The sequence below is a fragment of the Citrobacter sp. S46_ASV_140 genome, assembly GCF_018919545.1.
GTDB classification, from domain to species: domain Bacteria; phylum Pseudomonadota; class Gammaproteobacteria; order Enterobacterales; family Enterobacteriaceae; genus Citrobacter; species Citrobacter braakii.
Window position 1 is genome coordinate 1 of sequence record NZ_JAHLRC010000068.1, and the last position, 19298, is coordinate 19298.

Genomic DNA, 19298 nt, shown 5'->3' on the forward strand with positions numbered 1-19298 from the left:
TCCCACACCGGGCGAGCGGTTTGTCCGTCACCGAGGCGTTTATCGCTACCGTCGTCTTTTGCCCCCAACACCTGCACAGCGGAGGCGTGGCTGAACAATGCGTGATACTGATCGCTGGCAAACTGTTCGGCGGGGAATTTCCAGTTACAGTCGATGGTCCACTTCTGTATGCCGCCGACGATTTCTGTGCCGCCTTCGCGGCGGTCAAGCACGCCGTCGAGATACCACGCAATGTCGCCGAGATAATCGCGTAGCGTGGGCGCGGTGGTGTCCCAGTTGCCGAAAATCAGCCCTTTATAGCTCTCTACGCCAGGAACTTCGTTCAGTCCCCAGTGCGATTTGCATAGCCCTTGCGGGTAAGCGCGAGGCTCCAGCGGGACGTCGATCAGCTCGCCATTGATACCGTACGACCAGCCGTGATACGGGCAGGTAAAGGCGCGAGTGTTCCCGCAGTCGGCGTAGCTGACGCGCATCGCCCGGTGGCGGCACTGGTTGAGAAACGCTTTGATGCTGCCGTCTTTCTGGCGAACCACCACGACCGCATCCTCGCCCATGTAGGTGTTAAAAAAATCACCGGCTTTGGGGATTTGGCTTTCGTGGGCGAGAAATAGCCAGCAGCGCCCGAAGATGCGTTCCAGTTCCAGTTGGTAAATTTCTGGGTCAGTATAAATCCGTGGGGTTACACGACCGTTTTGCGTGTCGATCAGTTGGTAGATGTCTAAATTTGAGGGTGTGGTCATATTTTTTAATCCTGAAAGATAAGATGTATTGACCTTCTATTTTTGTGCCATAAGGATGTTGCTGGTTAGTTATCAATCTGTGAAATAGTAAATTTCTACCAGTTGAGACATTTTTTCGATAACAAGGAGAAGGGCATGGAACTGAGGCACTTACGCTATTTTGTGGCGGTGGCGCAGGCGCTGAATTTCACCCGGGCGGCAGAAAAGCTGCATACCTCTCAGCCGTCGTTAAGCAGCCAGATCCGCGATCTGGAAACCTGCGTGGGCGTTCCGTTACTGGTGCGGGACAAGCGAAAAGTTGCGCTGACGGCGGCCGGGGAGTGCTTTTTACAGGATGCGCTGGCGATCCTTGAGCAGGCGGAAAATGCCAAAGTTCGCGCCCGTAAAACGGGGCAGGAAGATAATCATTTCGCTATTGGTTTTGTCCCTTCCGCTGAGGTGAATTTGCTCCCGAAAGTGCTGCCCTTATTTCGTTTAAAACAACCGGATACGCACATTGAGCTGGTAAGCCTGATAACCACCGAACAGGAAGAAAGGATCCTCAACGGAGAACTGGATGTGGGCTTAATGCGTCACCCGGTGTACAGCCCGGAGCTGGATTATCTGGAGCTGATTCATGAGCCGCTGGTCGTGGTGTTACCGGTGAATCATCCGTTAGCCAATGAGCCAGCGATCTCCGCAGAACAGTTACACGGCGTAAATTTTGTCAGTACCGATCCCGCTTATTCCGGGGCGCTAGCGATGATTGTCAAAAACTGGTTTCAGCAGCAGAAAAGCCAGCCCAATATTGTGCAGGTAGCGACCAATATTCTGGTGACCATGAATCTGGTCGGCATGGGGCTGGGGGTGACTTTGATACCCGGTTATATGAATAATTTTAATACCGGGCAGGTGGTTTTTCGGCCTATTGTTGGCGATGTTCCGACCATTGCCCTGCTGATGGCGTGGAAAAAAGGGCCAATCAAACCGGCATTGACCGATTTTATCGCCACTGTGCATGAACGTTTAGCCGTGAGCCTGGCGGAGTAATGACTACAGCTCGCTAAGCTGTGATTCGACATAAAGATAGCCAATTCCCATGAGTTGCTGAGGGCGATTAAGCTGACCGAAGCTTATCTGAGTTGCTCTGGCACGCGGGTTATCGCCGTGATCGAACGGATTAAACCCGGTTTGCTGTACCAGCGTATTGAGCCAGCTATCGCCAAATGCACAGCTACGACCATACAACCATATTTGATTAATGTTCAGTATATTCAAAAAATTATAAAGACTCAGGCCGATGGCGCTGGCGGCATGTTCGGCCCAGGCCTGAATGCGAACATCTCCGTTTTGCCAGGCAGTAATAAGCTGGTCGGTGGTGAGCGTTTCCGGGTCGTAAAGGGATGTCGGCTGCGATTTCATCCACACGCGGGCCTGCTTTTTCAACGCGCTCAATGACGCCACTGTTTCCAGACAGCCATAACGGCCACAGTCACAGGCGATCCCATCGGGATGAATGATGGTATGTCCAATCTGACCGCTGCCATACAGACTCCCGCGCCAGATGTTATCGTTAATCACAAACGATGAGCCAATACCGTAATCAACGTTAATCACGCAAAAATCACCGTTAGCCGCCGGGTTTTGCCATTTTTCCGCCAGCGCCAGCATCACGCAGTCATTATCCAGCCGGACCTGTACGCCGAGCATCTCCTCCAGCAGATATTTTATTTCCACCGGTGTTTTCCACGGCGCCTGAGGCATGGTTTTTGATGCGCCGGTTATCGGATCAACCTGACCGTGAACGCCAAGCGCCAGATTAATCGTGACCTCGGGAAATTGTCGACGGTATTCCCGCCAGTGCGCCGCCAATGCTGTCAGCAGCGCTTTTGGCGATTCGGGGTTGATGACTTCATGCTGCCAGTCGCCGACGGCAACCAGCCGAGCATCCGCCAGTTGACTGGTGATGCTGGTGGGGGTGACGTTGATACACAGCGTCCAGGCGCCTTTTTCTGGCAAATGATAGCTGCCACTGCTCAAACCGCGCTGGCTTAAAGTTTCTCGCGAATGGCTGATTCTTCCCTCATCCATCAGTTCTTCGAGGATATTGCTAACCGCCGGGATCGACAGGCTGGTGAGCTGCGCCAGCTGTGACTTGCTGAGCTGCTTTTCCCGCCACAGATGTGACAAAAAAATCTGTTTATTCGCCTGACGTACTCTGGCGTTGTTGAACCCCGAACGCTGCATTCACTTAACTCCCTTAACTATATTGCGTGAGCATTGCGCATTTTAACGCCACTTAACTGCCGCAGAATAGCATCAAGTTGAATTTTTACTTTTGTTTATTAAGTGGAGCGCGGCATGTACGGTTCAGTAAAAGTTTGGCAGGAAACGATCACCCTCCCCACGTGGACAGCGGGTGAAGAAGACGCCAACCCAATGTTTCTGGAAAAGCGAGTTTATCAGGGGTCTTCAGGAGCGGTTTATCCCTATGGCGTGATTGATACGCTGACCGGCAAACGTGAAATGCGCGACTATCAGGCGGTATGGATGGAGAATGACTTCATTCGCATCATGCTGCTGCCGGAGTTAGGCGGACGCATTCATCGAGCGTATGACAAAGTGCAGCAGCGCGACTTCGTCTACTACAACGAAGTGGTAAAACCTGCGCTGGTCGGTCTGCTTGGGCCGTGGATCTCTGGCGGCATTGAGTTTAACTGGCCGCAACATCATCGCCCGACCACCTTTATGCCGGTGGATTTTACGCAACAGCAGGGTGAGCAGGGCGAATACACCGTCTGGATGGGCGAGGTAGAGCCCATGCGTGGTTTACAGGTCATGACCGGATTCACGCTGTATCCGGATCGCGCGTTGATCGAGATAACCGGGAAGGTTTTTAACGGTAACGCTACCCCGCGCCACTTCTTATGGTGGGCGAATCCGGCGGTGAAGGGTGGCGACGATCACCAAAGCGTGTTTCCACCGGATGTGACGGCGGTATTCGACCACGGTAAGCGCGATGTCTCTGCGTTTCCCATCGCCACCGGCACATACTACAAAGTGGACTATTCGGCTGGCGTGGATATCTCGCGCTACAAAAACGTACCAGTGCCAACCTCCTATATGGCTGAAAAATCTGATTATGATTTTGTTGGTGCCTGGCATCACGGCGAGCGCGGTGGGTTGCTGCATGTGGCCGATCACCACGTTTCGCCAGGGAAAAAACAATGGACTTGGGGTTATGGCGACTTTGGCGTTGCCTGGGATCGTAATCTCACTGATGACAACGGTCCGTATATCGAACTTATGACCGGGGTCTTTACCGATAACCAGCCGGATTTCACCTGGCTTGCGCCGTACGAAGAGAAAGTCTTCGTGCAAAACTTCCTGCCTTACAGCGAACTGGGTATGGTGCAAAACGCCAGCACGCAGTTGGCGCTTCGTCTGGTGCGTGAGAGTCGCCAGCTTTCTGTGGGCATTTATGCGATTGCGCCGTTACGCGATGTTCAGGTTACGCTTGCCGCACACGGGCAGCCATTCTATGAAAATACACTCACTCTGGAGCCGGGACAGAGCTGGCTGACTGATGTGTCAGACAATGGCCATACCCGGGTGACAATGACCGTCACTAACGCCGATGGCACTACGCTTTTGCAGTACGAAGAGCACATTGCGCAAGAGTTACCGCTGCCTTCGGCGGCCGTCGCGCCAGCACAGCCAGAAGCACTCTCTAATACCGATGAACTCTATTTTATTGGTCAGCATCTGGAGCAGTACAACCATGCCAGCCGCTATGCTGAAGATTATTATCGCCGCGCGCTGGATGTTGATCCGCTGGATTACCGCAATAATGTGGCCCTGGGGACGCTGGCGCTAAACCGCGCGGACTGGGCGCTGGCGGCGCATTGTGCGGGTAAGGCGCTGGAACGGGCGCATAAGCTCAATAAAAATCCGCGTGATGGCGAGGCGAGCATGCTGCTGGCCGCCGCACAGGAACGTCAGGGCGACAATGACAGCGCTTGGGATAATTATTATAAGGCCAGTTGGAGCGGCAACTGTCGGGATGCGGCTTTCTGGTCGTTAGCGCGTCTGGCGATGAAGCGTCAGGACTACGTTGGCGCGTTGGAAAAGGTCGAGCAGAGCCTGCGCTTTAACGGCAGTAATAACCTGGCGATGGGACTGAAAGCGCTGGCGCTGGCAAAACTTGATCGCATTCCGCAAGCCCTGGACTACATTCGCCAACAGCTGGTTGATTATCCTCTGAGCTACACCCTGCACTATGCGCGCTGGGCCATCTGTCAGGACGAGGCGACGGCGCAAGCGCTGATCTCGATTACCGGGCGGCGCGGTACCAACGCGTGTGAACTGGCAGGCTGGCTGATCTCTTTGGGGCAAAAGGATGCTGCCCGTGGTGTGCTGGAACTGCTCGACAGCCAGGAAACGCTGCCTATGCTGTGGCGCGCCTCGCTAAGTGACAACCCACAACCCTTCATCGAACGTGCCCGCGAATGCCTGCAAAACCGCGTTCGTTTCCCCAATACGCTGGATGAAGTGCAGATGCTGCAAACCCTCGAACAGAGCGCTTTTGCCCGCTATTTACTTGGCTGTTTCTGGTACAGCAAACGGCGTTATGCCGAAGCGGTATCCTGCTGGCAGTTTACCCTTGCGCAGGAAGCGGATTTCGCTCCTGTACACCGCTTACTGGGGATCTATGCCTGGAACAAACTGCATGATGCGCAGCAGGCGATGCAGTATCTGTCGCAGGCCGTGGCACTGGAGCCGCAAAATGCCCGTTTCCTGTTTGAACTCGACTATCTCAAGAAGCTGATGGCGCAACCGGCTGAGCTGCGCCTGCAGCGACTGGAAGCCAGCAAAGAGATTGTCTTCCATCGTGATGATCTGACGGTGGAACTGCTCAGTCTGTGGAATGGATTAGGGCGTTACGACGATGCCGCAGCAGTATTACGTGAGCGCGTGTTCCATCCGTGGGAAGGTGGTGAAGGCAAAGCCACAGGGCAATATCTGCTGAATCAGATGCATCGTGCGCTGGCTGCCATTCAGTCCGGCGACCCGCAAACCGCCATCGCGCAGTTGCAACAGGCGTTGCACTACCCGCAAAACCTCGGGGAGGGGCGTTTACCCGGACAAACGGATAACGACATCTGGTATTTACTGGGACATTGCGCGCAGCAGCAGGGGTGTTTTGATGAATCCCAGCGTTATTTCTCCCGTGCGACGCGCGGCGGTAGCACACTGGATGCCGGCCGTTACTACAACGACCAGCCTGTGGATTATCTCTTCTGGCAGGGTATGGCGCAGAGAAAACTTGGCGATGATGCTCAGGCGAACGCTCTGTTTAATAGCTTCCTGCAATGGGTTGAATCGCATCGCGACAATGTCCCGGATGTCGATTTCTTTGCCGTATCGCTACCCGATCTGGTGGTGCTGGATACCTCAGCACAAGCAAAACACCAGCAACACTGCCTGTTTATCAGTGTGCTCGGGCATCTGGGGTTGGGAAATAGTGCTGCTTGCCAGCGCGATCTTGACGCACTCCTGCAGCTCAATCCGGCGCATGACAAGGCATTACTGCTGCGTCACGCCATTAACGTAAGGCTTTTCCAGTAACACCCGAAATGGGTGGGGGCAACCTCACCCGAAACCTACTGTCCCCTGCGTTTCCCTGAAAGAGGAATCATAATGAATAACGCGCAGACACATTTAAAGATTGGTTACGTCTGGACTATCTGCCTGGTTGCGGCCTGCGGTGGTTTACTGTTTGGCTATGACTGGGTGGTGATCGGTGGGGCAAAACCCTTCTATGAAGCCTATTTCTCGATTACCGATCCGGCGCAATCCGGCTGGGCGATGAGTTCGGCTTTGGTCGGTTGTATCTTTGGCGCGCTGATTTCCGGATGGTGCGCCGATAAGTTTGGCCGAAAGATGCCGCTGATTCTCTCGGCGATCCTCTTTAGCGCTTCCGCCTGGGGAACTGCCGTCGCCAGTAATTTCGACATGTTTATTGTTTATCGCATCGTTGGAGGCGTGGGGATTGGTCTGGCGTCTGCGCTAAGCCCGTTGTATATCGCCGAGGTTAGCCCGGCTGAAAAGCGTGGGCGCTTTGTTGCCGTTAACCAGCTCACTATCGTGATTGGCGTACTGGCGGCGCAGCTTATTAACCTGATGATTGCCGAACCTGTAGCCTCAGGCGCTACGCAGCAGGCGATTGTGGAAAGCTGGAACGGTCAGACGGGCTGGCGTTGGATGTTTGGCGCTGAATTAGTGCCCGCGATAATTTTCCTGGTACTGATGTTCTTTGTACCTGAATCGCCGCGCTGGCTGGTGAAAGCAGGCAAAGCCGATCGTGCGCGTACCATGCTGCAGCGCATTGGTTCGGCGGAATATGCTGGTCAAACGCTGAAAGAGATTGAACATACGTTGCAAAAAGATAATCACAAGGTCGCGTGGTCAACGCTGTTACAACCGCAGATCAAACCGATCGTGATTATTGGAATGGTGCTGGCAGTGTTCCAGCAGTGGTGTGGGATCAACGTTATTTTCAACTATGCGCAGGAGATCTTCGCCTCTGCCGGATTCGACATCAACGGTACGTTAAAATCGATCGTGGCGACAGGGATCATCAATCTGGTCTTTACCCTTGCCGCTCTGCCGTTAGTAGACAAAATTGGTCGCCGTAAACTGATGTTGTTCGGGGCGTCAGGATTAACGGTTATCTATATGCTGATTGCCGGGGCGTACGGGTTGGGCATTATGGGCTGGCCGGTTCTGGTTCTGGTGCTGGCGGCGATCGCTATTTATGCCCTGACGCTGGCCCCGGTGACCTGGGTGCTGCTGTCTGAAATTTTCCCTAACCGCGTCCGCGGGCTGGCGATGTCGCTCGGTACGCTAGCGCTGTGGATTGCCTGCTTCCTGCTGACCTATACTTTCCCGCTGCTCAATGCGAGTCTGGGCGCGTCGGGAAGCTTCCTGTTGTACGGTGTGATTTGCGCGATGGGATTCATGTATGTTCTGCGTAATGTTCCGGAAACCAAAGGCGTGACGCTGGAAGCGCTGGAAGAGCAGCTGGCGGCGCAGCATACGAAAGTTGGCGCATCAGCCCAACAACGAAGCGCTCGCTAATGGATGGTCTGCTGATGCTACAAAACGCACATCTGCGGATGTGCGTAGATCCGCAGGGCGGTTCGCTATTAAGTCTGGTTTCGTTACAACATCAACAGGCAATTTTACGCGAAGGTCATGGTCAGCAGCCCGGTGATTGCGGCCTGTTCCCGATGCTGCCGGTCGCGAATCGGGTGGCGGGAAATCGTTTTATGCTGCGCGGTGAAGAGGTGGTGTTACCTCAACATGGCGCAGATGACACCTTTTTCCTGCACGGTGACGGCTGGCTGCAACGCTGGCAGGTTATCACCGTGACCCAAAGCGGTTGTTTGCTGCAGTTGCGCAGTTGGCATCCCTGTGGCTATGACTATACGGCGCAACTTTGCTATCAACTGGAAACCTCAAGCCTGCACGTCTCGTTGACGCTCACCCATTGCGGTGAACAGCCGATGATTTATGGCTGTGGGTTCCATCCGTTTTTCGCTTTTGATAAGCACAGCACGGCGCAATTCACCACCGGCGGCTACTGGCCGGAGGGGGAACAGCATCTGCCGCTGGAATGGCAACGTGAAATCCCTCCAGCGGCGGATTTCATGTACGCGCAATACGGCGAGGATAGCTGGCTGAACGTTGGATATTCTGGCTGGAGCGGGCGGGCCGTTATTCAGCGAGATGTGATGAAAGTCACGATTTTAGCGCAAACTCCATGGTTGATGCTGTTCAGAATGTCGGGTGAGGAGTTCTTGTGCCTGGAGCCGCAAACGCATCCGGTGAATGCCCACCACATGCAGGGGCAGCCGGGATTGCAGGTTTTAGCGCAGGGAGAACGCTGCCATTTTGCGATGCAGATTTGCGTCGAATAGGGCAAAAATCATGTTATCTGCCTGTTAATGCTCTCTTGCGCCAGCCTGCGTTTGTCGCCAGACTATCGCCTCCAAACGGGAGGGATTCATGGCTTTGCATTCCACGCGCTGGCTGGCGCTCGGTTATTTCACCTACTTCTTTAGCTACGGTATTTTTCTGCCTTTCTGGAGCGTCTGGCTCGAAGGGCTGGGGCTGACGCCGGAAACCATCGGTTTACTGCTGGGCGCGGGGCTGATTGCCCGTTTTCTCGGCAGTTTGCTGATTGCGCCGCGCGTAAGCGATCCCTCTCGTCTGATCTCCGCTTTACGTATTCTGGCCCTGTTGACGCTGGTGTTTGCGCTGGCCTTCTGGGCGGGCACCAACGTGGCGTGGCTGATGGTGGTGATGGTCGGCTTTAACCTGTTTTTCTCGCCGCTGGTGCCGTTGACCGACGCGCTGGCCAACACCTGGCAAAAACAGATAACCATGGACTACGGTCGGGTAAGGCTGTGGGGATCCGTTGCCTTTGTGATTGGCTCCGCGCTGACTGGCAAGCTGGTGAGCCTGTTTGACTATCGGGTGATCCTGGTCCTGCTGTCGCTTGGCGTCGCGTCGATGCTATTGGGGATGATGATCCGCCCGAGCGTGCAGCCAGCGGGGGAAAACCGTCAGCAGGAGAGCGCGGGATGGCCCGCCTGGCGTGCGTTGATAACCCAAAGCTGGCGTTTTCTTGCCTGTGTGAGTCTGTTGCAAGGTGCGCATGCCGCTTATTACGGGTTCAGCGCCATCTACTGGCAGTCTGCCGGATATTCCGCTTCGGCGGTGGGCTATTTATGGTCATTAGGCGTGGTGGCGGAAGTAATTATTTTTGCGCTCAGTCACAAGCTGTTCCGCCGCTTTAGCGCGCGCGATTTGCTGCTGCTTTCCGCCGTTTGCGGCGTGGCCCGTTGGGGGTTGATGGGCTGGAGCACTGAGCTACCGTGGCTGATTGTGGTGCAAATCCTCCATTGCGGAACCTTTACCGTCTGCCACCTGGCGGCAATGCGCTATATCGCGACGCGCCAGGGCAGCGAAGTGATACGTCTGCAGGCGGTGTATTCTGCGGTGGCGATGGGCGGCAGCATCGCCATCATGACCGTATTCGCAGGCTACCTGTACCAGAATCTGGGCAACGGCGTATTCTGGGTGATGGCGCTGGTGGCGCTACCGGCAATCTTTCTGCGCCCGAAGGTGGTGGCGCAGCCTGCAACGTTATGATTCGAGGATTTTGCGGATCTGCTGCTGCTGATGCGGCGTAAGTGCCAGATCCGCATGAATCAACGGCGGAGAAAACAGCGGCAGCGGCGTGGTATACGGCGTAATAATCAGCGTGACTCCGCGCGGTGTACCCTGTTTTTGAAAGTCCTGCATCGGCATATGTTTTACGTTGAGCGGCAGCAGCGTCAGTTCGCGCAGCTGTTGCTCAATATGCGCTTCAAGTTGTTCATTGTTGCCGGTCAGCAGGATAATCTGCTTCTCGTGCAAATCCTTCTCCTGCATCAGCCAGGCACCGAAAATAACGGCGACCAGCCCGATCTCTTCTTCTGAAAACTGCACATCGTACTCCGCTTCGAAGCCATGTATCGCCTCGCGGGTAGTACGAACCAGACGGGGATAAAGTCGGCTGAACTCCTCCGGCAGCGTGTTATCAATGCCAATGGCAAACACGCTGCGGTTAAGCGCCTGGGCAAGGTGAATATACAGCTGATCGTTCAGTCCTTGCTCATCGCTGAAGCGCACATTGCCATACTCGCGAAAACGCAGCACCAGCCGTGCAATAGCAAGGCGCAGGCGACGATCCTGCTGGTGGTTATCGCGCACAGGGTCGGGGATACGGAGCATTGAGAACAGCAACGCCATAAACAGCGATTCGCCCGGCGGCGCACTCTGCATGACGTGGCGCTGCCAGTGGCGGCCAATTTCCTCAGCGAGCGGATACTCTGCGCAGGATTGCGCCCAGCGTTGCTGGAGCGGATTAAATTCCGGGGTGACTCCCGCGTGATGCTGTAGCAGACAATACTGTAAATACAGGCGCAGGAACTGGATGTCACGGTACTCAAACGGCTTCTGCAAGCGCCGGGAGCACAGATTAATGAGCGCATGCAGATTGGTGTCGTCATACAGCGTACGCGCGATACCTTGTTGTTTCAGCGCCATTTTTAATGCGGGTGTGAAATGCTGGGCGATAAAAGTCGGGCAGATCCGCAGACCGCGGCGCAGCCACTGCAACAGACACAGGCGCTGATTTAGCGGGGTCCCTTCGATCGTATAGCCGCCATTCAGCGCGGTGGTAATCGCGAGCCGGTGATAGCGCTGGATTTCGAGTCCTGCGCCAATAATATCTTCCTCAACAGTGGCATCATCAACGCCATTGAGGCTACTGAAGGTTTGAGCTGTAGCGATTTGCCCTGGCAGGAAAAGCGTCAGCAGCACCTGGCAACGGCGCTGGGGAGCGGAAAGTACAGATGGTGGAGCAAGCGTTGACATCATCTGTAGGATCTCCCGTAAGTATGTTTGATAAGAATAGCTAAAGTTTGCTCATAGATTTGGAGAATGGAATGCTTTCCACCAGGAATGCTGGAGAGCGTCACAGAATTTTTAACGTGCGGAACAGATAGCGGGAGTGGAACGCAGCGCGTTAACTGGCTTTTTCACTGTTTTATCTTCTATTGAGACATAAAAAAACCCGCCTGAGGGTGACGGGTTGAGAAGACGAGTGGAAATGCGCGGTCTGGTGTTACTGCTCGCGGCTCAGCGTTAATCCCACATCACCGCCAGGATGTACAGACAATAGCGTCTCTTTTGAGTAACCGCTTTCGCTCATCAGACAGGCGCAGGCGGCGTCAAAGATAGCCAGGACCAGTAAAATTGAGGTGGTGGCCAACATGTTCAGCGGGTCGGCCTCACGCTGGACGCCGGTGGAAATCACCAGCCTCGACGCTTTAGCAATGGCTGAGTCGGCGTTTTCAGTCACGCTCAGGATGGGCACATTTCTCGCAGCCAGCCCGGGCAGCAGCCGGGTGAGTTCATCCGAATTTCCCCCGCGTGATAGCATAATGACCAGGTCGTCGGCGCGTAAAAAACCGAGATCGCCATGCGCCGCATCCGTCGCGTTGAGGTAAATCGCCGGACGTTCCACGCAGGCGAGCATGTGCGCGACTTTACGCGCCGCAATACCGGATGTACCGACGCCAGTGACGACGATTTTCCCCTGGCAACCGCGCAGCTCCGCCATTAGCGACTGCCAGACCGGTTCAGTCAGATGTTGTCCCAGACCTGCGAGGGCATCGCTATAGAGCTGAAATACGCCGGTGGCCTGAGACCAGGAGTCACTCATGCGTCCTCCTGCATCAGTTGGCGGTATTTCATATGATCCTGATACATCTCGTGGAATACCCGATATTTGCGATCGTAGTACTGCTTAATGCGATTGGTCTGCGGGGTCACCGTTTTACCAATCCGGCTCATTGCCGACATCGCTTCCGGGAACGTGTCGAACACGCCTGCAGCGATAGTCCCCATCATGGCGCCGCCCAGCAGCATGGCTTCGCTCTCTTCAGGCAGCAGCATGGCGCAACCGGTGGCGTTGGCATGCTCCTGAACGAAGATCGGGTTTTTCGTCCCGCCGCCGCTGGCCATGATTGTATCGATGGTGTAGCCGCTTTGGTTCATCGTTTCAATGATATGGCGCGTTCCCAGCGCAATGGCCTGGATGGTTGCGAGGTACTGGAGCGCCATATCTTCCGGCGTGCGGGACAGCTTCAGTCCGGTGATTGCTCCCGTTAGCGTGGGGTTAGCGCGCGGCGAGCGGTTGCCGTGGAAATAGGGCAGGATGTGCATGTCACGGGTCAAAAAGGCGATATCTTCCGGCTCACCAGCCATTTTGCGCAGCAGCGCATTCAGCACTTCATAAATGGTTTGCCCCTGAGACTTAGCCTGCGTCAGCAGGGTTTCGTAACACGGGTGCGACTGAATAACGTGGTCGATTAACGCCCCGGTTGCTGACTGCCCGCCTTCATTGAGCCAGTATTCCGGCAGTACGGCTGAGTAGTAAGGGCCCCAGACGCCGCCGATAAAACGCGGCTCTTTGGAAATTGCCATGTGTCCGGTGGAGGTGCCACCAATTAGCGCGACACGACGGTCAAAATCCGCCACCTCGCCGGAAACACCGCTTGCGCCGAGCGTACCGAGTGTACCGGCGTGGGCATCGATTATCGAGACGCTGACCGCGGTCCCTGGAATCAGTCCCATTTCGCTGGCGGCGCGCGCGGACAGCCCGTGACCGAGCGGTTCGCCCATGGTTTTCACGTAGCGACCAATTTTGGCAGCATCATGTTCCAGCAGGTCTTCCAGCCCAATCTGGCGGAAGTAGCTGGCATCCCATTTGTCTTCATGGCCCATATAGGTCCATTTACACACTGTCGAACACAATGAGCGTGTGTCATCGCCTGTTGCGCGCCAGGTCAGAAAATCGGGCAGATCAAAGTAGTAACCCGCATTGGCCCAGGTATTGGGCATATGCTGCTTCAGCCACAGCAGCTTGGGCGTTTGCATTTCCGGGGAGATAATGCCGCCAACGTAGTCCAGCACCCGATGATGCAGGGCGTTAATGCGTTCAGCCTGGGTAATGGCGCGGTGATCCATCCACACAATGATGTTCTGTTCGCTGCGCCCGGACGGGCTGATGGTCAGCGGTTTACCTTCTTTATCCAGCACCACCAGTGAGCAGGTAGCGTCAAAGCCCAGACCTTTCACCTGGATTGGGTTGATATCTGACTGGTTAATCGCATCGCGAACCGCGTTACACACCGCCTGCCAGATGTTATCGGAAGACTGCTCAACAAAATCGGCCTGCGGGCGGTAAATCTCGATAGCCCGACTGGCCTGGCCGACCATTCTGCCGTTGAGATCAAACACGCCGGCACGGGCGCTTCCGGTTCCGACATCCACACCAATAAAGTAACTTGCCATAATTTTTTCTCCTGAAATCAGGCTTTACGATTCTGTAATGCGATAAAGAGGATCAGCACCGCGCCCCACAGGGCCATCGTCAGATAGCTGCTGACCCCCAGCAAGTTAAGGCCGCTTTCCAGCATTTGCAGCACAATTAGCGCCAGTACCAGGCCGATAATGCGCCCGAAACCGCCATCCGGGTTGATGCCGCCGAGGACGGAGGCAAGGATGGTGACCAGCAGGTATGACTCACCGTATCCGGCTTTTGCCGAGTTGAATTTCGCCATCATCAGAATGGCGGCGACCCAGCCGAGCAGGGCAGAAATCACGTACACGGAAATTTGTACCCGGACGGTATTTACGCCGCTGTAGCGGGTAGCCTGTTCATTGGAACCCACGAGATACAGACTGCGCCCAAGCGTGGTGTGCTCCAGCAGTACCCACAGCAGGATTGCCACCAGGAAAAAGAGCAGCAGCGCTACCGGAATACCGGCAATCGTGGCGTTACCAAGATATTGAATGGCGGTCGGGAAACCGGAAATCACTGTCCCATTGGAAAGCAGAATATTCAGCCCGGAGATAAGCGTCATCGTGCCGAGCGTGGCGAGAATCGGCGAAACCCCGACCCAGGCAATCAGCGCGCCGTTGAGCGTACCGATTGCGACCGCCACGGCAGCGCCTGCCAGCAGCGCCAGCACCAGAAACAGCGGGTTATCCGGATGGGTGACGATAATCGCCGCCATTACCAGCGAGCAGGCATTCGCTCCTGCAATTATCGACAGGTTTATGCCGCCGGTCAGCATGGTCATACCCATCCCGAGGGCCAGCATGCCAAGGATCGGCAGTTGCGAGCCAATCGACTGGAAGTTAGCGACGCTGAAAAAACGGCTGCCGAGCAGGGCCGAGAAGACCAGGGCGACGACCACAATAATGACGCATTGCAGACGAATGATGGCATCACCGGGTAAAAATCTGGCGATTGTTTTCATCTCAAAGCTCCCTTGCCAGTTTGCGTTTTTCGTTCCAGGCCGTGGCGCTAATGCTGACCAGGATAATGGCGCCGCTGAACACGGTGTGCCAGTAAGAGGAGACGCTGAGCAGCGTCAGGCCATTTTGTAAGAAGGCCAGCAGGACCACGCCGAGCAGGGTTCCGGTTAATGTGCCGCGTCCGCCGCTCATGCTGGTTCCGCCGAGCACGACCGCCGCCAGTACCGTCAACTCAAAGCCGAGCAGCGAATTGGGCGCAACTGACTGGGTGATTTGCGCCTGAACCACGGCGGCAACGCCTGCCAGAATGCCCATGTAGCCATACACGTAGAAATGCAGCTTCAGCAGATTCAGTCCCAGACGCGAAGCCGCATCACGATTACCGCCCATGGCGTAAACCTGACGGCCAAGACGGGTATAGTTCATCAGCACGGCGGTAAAGATGATCACAACCGCCAGGCACAGCAGAGGCAGTGTCAAGCCGTAGTCGTAGCCATCCGCCGCGGTGAACGAGAACCAATTGATGCCGTTCATAAACCAGTCCGGAAAGCCGTACAGCCAGGTGCCTTTGGTGGCGTACACCAGCAGACCGTAGTAAACGTTCAACGTGGCGATGGTAATGATGATGGCCGGAACGCGCAGCCAGTAGACCAGGAAGCCATTAATAAGTCCCAGCAGCAGACCCACCGCAATTGCGATGATTAATGCCAGCGCGAAGTTGCCGCCGTGGCCAATAACCCAACTGGCCATCGCATACTGGGCTATCGCGGTCATCGCCGGAAATGAGATGTCGATCCCGCCGGAAATCAGTACCACAAACAGCCCGCAGGCAAGGATGCCGAGAATCGCATAGCTGGTAGCCACATCCGTCAGGTTCCCCAAAGACAAGAACTCATCGGTGCTGATGCTCAGCCCAACGGCAAGGGCCACAACCAGCAGGCCCAGCCAAAACTCATGTTGCCCGATTAAACGGGAGAGATGCATCTTATTCATTGATTACCTCGACCACTTCAGCAATCTCCTCTTCACGACACTGATGAGGATTAAATTCCGCCACCAGCTTGCCGCGACGCATCACCAGCACGCGGTGGCTGTTGTAATACGCTTCCGGGATTTCATCGCAAATCATCAGCACCGCCATACCCTGTTCCGCCAGATCGCGGGCTATCTGGTAAATACCCTCTTTGTTGGCGATATCTACGCCTACGGTAGGGGAGTCGAGGATCAGGATGCGGGGATTAGTCGCCACCCATTTGGCAATGGCGATACGCTGGGCATTACCGCCGGAAAGGGTTTTAACCGGCAGGTGTGGATCGGACACTTTGATATTCAGCTCGCGGATCAAGTCGGCGACCAGCTTTTGCGCTTTACGATGATCGAGCAGGCCGCTGCCGGTATGCAGTTGATCAAACACCGTGACGATGGTGTTATCGTAGATCGACTGCTCCATGATCAGCCCCTGCGTCAGACGATCTTCTGAGACGTAGCCGATCCCATGTTTGATGGCATCATGGTTATTGCGAAGAGTGACCGGCTGGCCGTTAATGCGAATCTCACCGCTTTCTGGGTGCGTCATGCCAAACAGGCTCAGACAAAGTTCGGTGCGTCCGGCGCCGAGCAGGCCCACAATGGAGACAATCTCGCCGCCGTGCAGCGACAGATTAATGTTTTGGTATTTGCTTCTGCGGCTGAGGTTGCGCAGCTCCAGCAGGGGCTCTTGCTCAATAGCAGGTCTTTCCGGCAGCGGGCTATAGTGGAAGCGTTGTCCGGTCATCAGGAAAGCCAGCTCGTGGCTGTCGAGTTCGCTGGCAGGATAAGTGCCCACCAGTTTGCCGTCGCGCATCACGCTGATGCGGTCAGCCACTTCCATCACTTCATCCAGACGGTGGCTAACAAACACTACACAAATTCCGGCAGCTTTTAGTTCGTTAACGACCCGTAGCAGGCCATTAACCTCCTGACGGGTTAGTGAGGCGGTGGGCTCGTCCATAATCACCAGACGCGCGTCGGCGGCAATCGCCCGGCAAATGGCGACCAGTTGTCGGTCGGCAATCGAGAGTTTTTCAACCTTTTTATCGGGATCGATGTTCACACCGATGCGCTTCATGGCTGCCAGCGCCTGCTGCTTCATGGCGCCACGACGTACCCAGATATCGCCACCGGGCAGATAGCGGTTGACCGCGATATTCTCCGCGACGCTAAAGTTAGGGAACAACGACAGGTCCTGATAAATAACCTGAATGCCATAATGGGAAGAGAGCTGCGGCGTCAGGTGATGGAACAATTTGCCATCGAGTAAAATCTGCGCGCCTTTTTCCGGATGATAAACTCCGGAGATCACTTTAATAATGGTACTTTTACCACAGCCGTTTTGACCCGCCAGACAGTGAACTTCGCCTTTTCTCAGCGTCAGATTCACGTTATCCAGCGCCAGCACGCCCGGGAATTGTTTGCTGATATTCTCAAGAGTGATAAATGCGGTGGTGTCTGCCATGGACAATACCCCTGCGAGCGCCCGGATGGACGCTGAGTGTTAGTTTGGTTGATAGCGCCGGCCAGACGGCCGGCGTTAAGGTTCCCTGGTGTTGGCTAAAGCCTTAGAAACCAAGTGATTGTGCGTTGTCTTTGGTGACTTCGAGGATCTTGTTAAAGCGGATCACTTTCTTCTCCGTGTCGATATCGGCTTTCCCTAAACCATCGATACTCAGGTCGGCGTTAACTTCTTTGCCCTGCAACAGCTGATCGGCAACCGTTACCAGCGCGTAGCCCGCGTCTTTTGGATCCCACAACAGCGCTTTTTTGATATCACCGCGCATCAGGTAAGGTGCAGCCTGTGCTGGCATTGCAATCCCGACGACGGCGATTTTATCTTTGGCGCGTTTTTTCTGCACAGCCTGACCCGCCCCGATTGGACCCAGCGAGCCGAAACCGATAATGCCCTTCATCTGTGGATAGGTTTTCATCAGGTCCAGCGTCGTGGCGTAGGATTTATCGATGCTTTCCGCGACCGGCAGACGTGAAGTGACCTCAAACATTTCCGGATATTTTTCTTTCTGGTACTTAATTGCATAATCCGCCCACGCGTTATGCAGCGGCACCGTCAGTGAACCGACATAGATGGCGTAACCCCCTTTGCCGCCCATGTTTTTTGCTAACTCATCGACGTTGGCCTGCGCGTATTTTTCACTATCGATGGTTTCGATATCCCATTGGCCAATTTGCTCATCCGGGGATTCGTGCGTCAGAACGACAATGCCTTTATCGCGCGCTTTTTTCAGTACTGGCTCAAGGACCTTGGCGTCATTCGGTACCACGATGATGGCGTTGACGTTTTTGGCGATCAGATCCTCAATCACTTTGACCTGCTGTGCCGGATCCGGCGTGGAAGGCCCGGTCTGGTAAGCATTCACATCCAGTTTTTTTGCTGCTTCATTAACACCGGTTTCCATCCGGTTGAACCACGGAATCCCGGTGACTTTGGCAACCACAGCAATTTCATATTTTTCCGCCGCAAAGGACGTGCCGGACAACATGCATGCAGAAACCAGGGTTGCACTGAGTAATGCGAGTTTGAATTTCATAGTTGTACCTTTCGTAGGGGGCAGGACATGTCACGGCGTGAAGTTAACAACGAATGGAAGAGGGAATGAATCACAAGTTTGGTGAATGTGATCTATGCCCATTATTGTTATTTTATGGAAAATAAATGGTTAAATATTGGTTAAATTTGCACGGAAATACACTCAGGAATTTAAATTCAGTGTTAACAAAACATTAAAATGAAACCATAAATTAACAAATGGTTATCATTTTACTTAAGTTGTGGCGACGAAAAGGTATTTGGGAGGATGTTGCTGAAGAAGAAATTGTTGAAATTGAGAACTGAATCGATACCGGAAAAGGAGGCTCAACATTTTTTCGTTCAATGGTATCCTCAGCACACTTTCGCCAAACACGGCATCATTATTTGTGGCGGTGTAGATTTTTCTCGTGGAGAACTCATGCAAGGCGTTAAACGTATCATTATGACGTTGTTTCTCGCGATCCTGTCCTTTGGCGCAGGTGCGCATCCCCACAGCTTTATCCATTTGAAAACCGAGATAGTGAGCGAGAATGACCAGTTCGTCGCGCTAAAAATGCGCTGGACGATGGATGAAATCACCTCGGCAGATCTGCTTTACGATGCGGGAAATGCCAAGCCTGGTGATGAGATCTGGAAAAAACTGGCGGCAGAAGTGATGGCCAACGTCCTCGGGCAGCACTATTTCACCGAAGTGTGGCACGACGGGAAAAAGGTAAAGTTTAAAAACAGGCCGACGGAATATGGCATGGAGCGTGAAGAACATCAGGCAGTGCTGACGTTCGTGTTGCCGCTGGCAGAAGCTCAGCCGCTGAGCGGTCAAAAATATACCATTTCAACCTTCGACCCCACCTACTACGTTGATATGAGCTATGACAAAGACAGCGATGCCTGGCTGGCGCAGGCCATAAGTCAGCAATGCCGTATTTCAGTACATACGCCGACGCCGAATGAACAAATGCTGAGCTTTGCGCAGTCGCTGGATAAAGAAGACGCACCGCCGGAGGATATGGAGTTGGGTAAACAGTTTGCACAGACGGTGACGCTGCAATGTCCGT

At 54.5% G+C, this 19298-nt stretch carries 15 protein-coding genes; 6 read left to right on the forward strand and 9 right to left on the reverse strand.

All coding sequences use genetic code 11. The annotated features are described in order from the left end of the window. Nucleotides 1-740 (reverse strand): Rieske 2Fe-2S domain-containing protein (locus KQJ19_RS16145; protein WP_216403852.1); only part of this gene is annotated, 740 nt, incomplete at its 3' end. 135 nt (nt 741-875) lie between these two features. Between KQJ19_RS16145 and hcaR the strand changes: the two genes are divergently transcribed. Then, nucleotides 876-1769: a DNA-binding transcriptional regulator HcaR gene (gene hcaR, locus KQJ19_RS16150; RefSeq protein WP_204552032.1), complete on the forward strand. Its 894-nt coding sequence runs from the start codon at nt 876-878 to the stop codon at nt 1767-1769. Between the two features lie 3 nt (nt 1770-1772). Here hcaR and KQJ19_RS16155 read toward each other — a convergent pair whose 3' ends face one another. After that, nucleotides 1773-2966 (reverse strand): ROK family transcriptional regulator, encoded by a 1194-nt coding sequence (locus KQJ19_RS16155; RefSeq protein WP_200046927.1) that lies wholly within the window; start codon nt 2964-2966, stop codon nt 1773-1775. A 114-nt stretch (nt 2967-3080) separates the two neighbouring features. Here KQJ19_RS16155 and KQJ19_RS16160 point away from each other — a divergent pair, with 114 nt between their 5' ends. The 4 genes from KQJ19_RS16160 to KQJ19_RS16175 all read left to right on the forward strand — a co-directional run bounded on the left by KQJ19_RS16160 (nt 3081) and on the right by KQJ19_RS16175 (nt 9938). Beyond that, nucleotides 3081-6347: a DUF5107 domain-containing protein gene (locus tag KQJ19_RS16160; RefSeq protein ID WP_200080354.1), complete on the forward strand. Its 3267-nt coding sequence runs from the start codon at nt 3081-3083 to the stop codon at nt 6345-6347. Nucleotides 6348-6419: 72 nt separating this feature from the next. Continuing rightward, entirely contained in the window at nt 6420-7859 is a 1440-nt protein-coding gene (locus KQJ19_RS16165; RefSeq protein WP_046275225.1) for a sugar porter family MFS transporter, read from the forward strand. Next, nucleotides 7859-8701: an aldose 1-epimerase gene (locus KQJ19_RS16170; RefSeq protein WP_046275224.1), complete on the forward strand. Its 843-nt coding sequence runs from the start codon at nt 7859-7861 to the stop codon at nt 8699-8701. The genes KQJ19_RS16165 and KQJ19_RS16170 overlap by 1 nt, the downstream gene beginning before the upstream one ends. 88 nt (nt 8702-8789) lie before the next feature. Further along, nucleotides 8790-9938, forward strand: coding sequence for a 3-phenylpropionate MFS transporter (locus KQJ19_RS16175; RefSeq protein WP_019077391.1), 1149 nt, complete (start codon nt 8790-8792; stop codon nt 9936-9938). Here the strand turns inward: KQJ19_RS16175 and csiE are convergent. The 7 genes from csiE to KQJ19_RS16210 form a co-directional block, all read right to left on the reverse strand. Then, nucleotides 9933-11210: a stationary phase inducible protein CsiE gene (csiE, locus tag KQJ19_RS16180; protein ID WP_047416449.1), complete on the reverse strand. Its 1278-nt coding sequence runs from the start codon at nt 11208-11210 to the stop codon at nt 9933-9935. The two genes, KQJ19_RS16175 and csiE, sit on opposite strands and share 6 nt — an antisense overlap. A gap of 247 nt (nt 11211-11457) precedes the next feature. Then, nucleotides 11458-12057, reverse strand: a complete 600-nt coding sequence (locus KQJ19_RS16185; RefSeq protein ID WP_047358248.1) for an SIS domain-containing protein — start codon at nt 12055-12057, stop codon at nt 11458-11460. Next, nucleotides 12054-13691 carry an FGGY-family carbohydrate kinase gene (locus KQJ19_RS16190; protein ID WP_003847100.1) on the reverse strand — a complete coding sequence of 546 codons (1638 nt, stop codon included), beginning with the start codon at nt 13689-13691 and terminating at the stop codon, nt 12054-12056. Before KQJ19_RS16190 ends, KQJ19_RS16185 begins: the two co-directional genes overlap by 4 nt. Nucleotides 13692-13708: 17 nt before the next feature. Beyond that, entirely contained in the window at nt 13709-14662 is a 954-nt protein-coding gene (locus KQJ19_RS16195; protein ID WP_003037658.1) for an ABC transporter permease, read from the reverse strand. Between the two features lies 1 nt (nt 14663). Continuing rightward, the gene (locus KQJ19_RS16200) at nt 14664-15653 is read right to left on the reverse strand and encodes an ABC transporter permease (RefSeq protein WP_216403853.1); all 990 of its coding nucleotides are present in this window, start codon (nt 15651-15653) and stop codon (nt 14664-14666) included. Next, entirely contained in the window at nt 15646-17154 is a 1509-nt protein-coding gene (locus KQJ19_RS16205) for a sugar ABC transporter ATP-binding protein (protein ID WP_216403854.1), read from the reverse strand. Before KQJ19_RS16205 ends, KQJ19_RS16200 begins: the two co-directional genes overlap by 8 nt. A 103-nt stretch (nt 17155-17257) precedes the next feature. Then, nucleotides 17258-18241 carry an autoinducer 2 ABC transporter substrate-binding protein gene (locus KQJ19_RS16210; RefSeq protein ID WP_003037665.1) on the reverse strand — a complete coding sequence of 328 codons (984 nt, stop codon included), beginning with the start codon at nt 18239-18241 and terminating at the stop codon, nt 17258-17260. A 420-nt stretch (nt 18242-18661) separates the two neighbouring features. Here KQJ19_RS16210 and KQJ19_RS16215 point away from each other — a divergent pair. After that, the coding region (locus KQJ19_RS16215; protein ID WP_019077386.1) for a DUF1007 family protein at nt 18662-19298 on the forward strand (637 nt) is incomplete at its 3' end.

Bases quoted from the DNA above. Each gene is read 5' to 3' on its own strand.
- KQJ19_RS16205 (WP_216403854.1), bottom strand. From the start codon at position 17,154: ATGGCAGACACCACCGCATTTATCACTCTTGAGAATATCAGCAAACAA.
- KQJ19_RS16165 (WP_046275225.1), top strand. From the start codon at position 6,420: ATGAATAACGCGCAGACACATTTAAAGATTGGTTACGTCTGGACTATC.
- hcaR (WP_204552032.1), top strand. From the start codon at position 876: ATGGAACTGAGGCACTTACGCTATTTTGTGGCGGTGGCGCAGGCGCTG.
- KQJ19_RS16175 (WP_019077391.1), top strand. From the start codon at position 8,790: ATGGCTTTGCATTCCACGCGCTGGCTGGCGCTCGGTTATTTCACCTAC.
- KQJ19_RS16185 (WP_047358248.1), bottom strand. From the start codon at position 12,057: ATGAGTGACTCCTGGTCTCAGGCCACCGGCGTATTTCAGCTCTATAGC.
- KQJ19_RS16200 (WP_216403853.1), bottom strand. From the start codon at position 15,653: ATGAATAAGATGCATCTCTCCCGTTTAATCGGGCAACATGAGTTTTGG.
- KQJ19_RS16195 (WP_003037658.1), bottom strand. From the start codon at position 14,662: ATGAAAACAATCGCCAGATTTTTACCCGGTGATGCCATCATTCGTCTG.
- csiE (WP_047416449.1), bottom strand. From the start codon at position 11,210: ATGATGTCAACGCTTGCTCCACCATCTGTACTTTCCGCTCCCCAGCGC.
- KQJ19_RS16210 (WP_003037665.1), bottom strand. From the start codon at position 18,241: ATGAAATTCAAACTCGCATTACTCAGTGCAACCCTGGTTTCTGCATGC.
- KQJ19_RS16160 (WP_200080354.1), top strand. From the start codon at position 3,081: ATGTACGGTTCAGTAAAAGTTTGGCAGGAAACGATCACCCTCCCCACG.
- KQJ19_RS16170 (WP_046275224.1), top strand. From the start codon at position 7,859: ATGGATGGTCTGCTGATGCTACAAAACGCACATCTGCGGATGTGCGTA.
- KQJ19_RS16190 (WP_003847100.1), bottom strand. From the start codon at position 13,691: ATGGCAAGTTACTTTATTGGTGTGGATGTCGGAACCGGAAGCGCCCGT.
- KQJ19_RS16155 (WP_200046927.1), bottom strand. From the start codon at position 2,966: ATGCAGCGTTCGGGGTTCAACAACGCCAGAGTACGTCAGGCGAATAAA.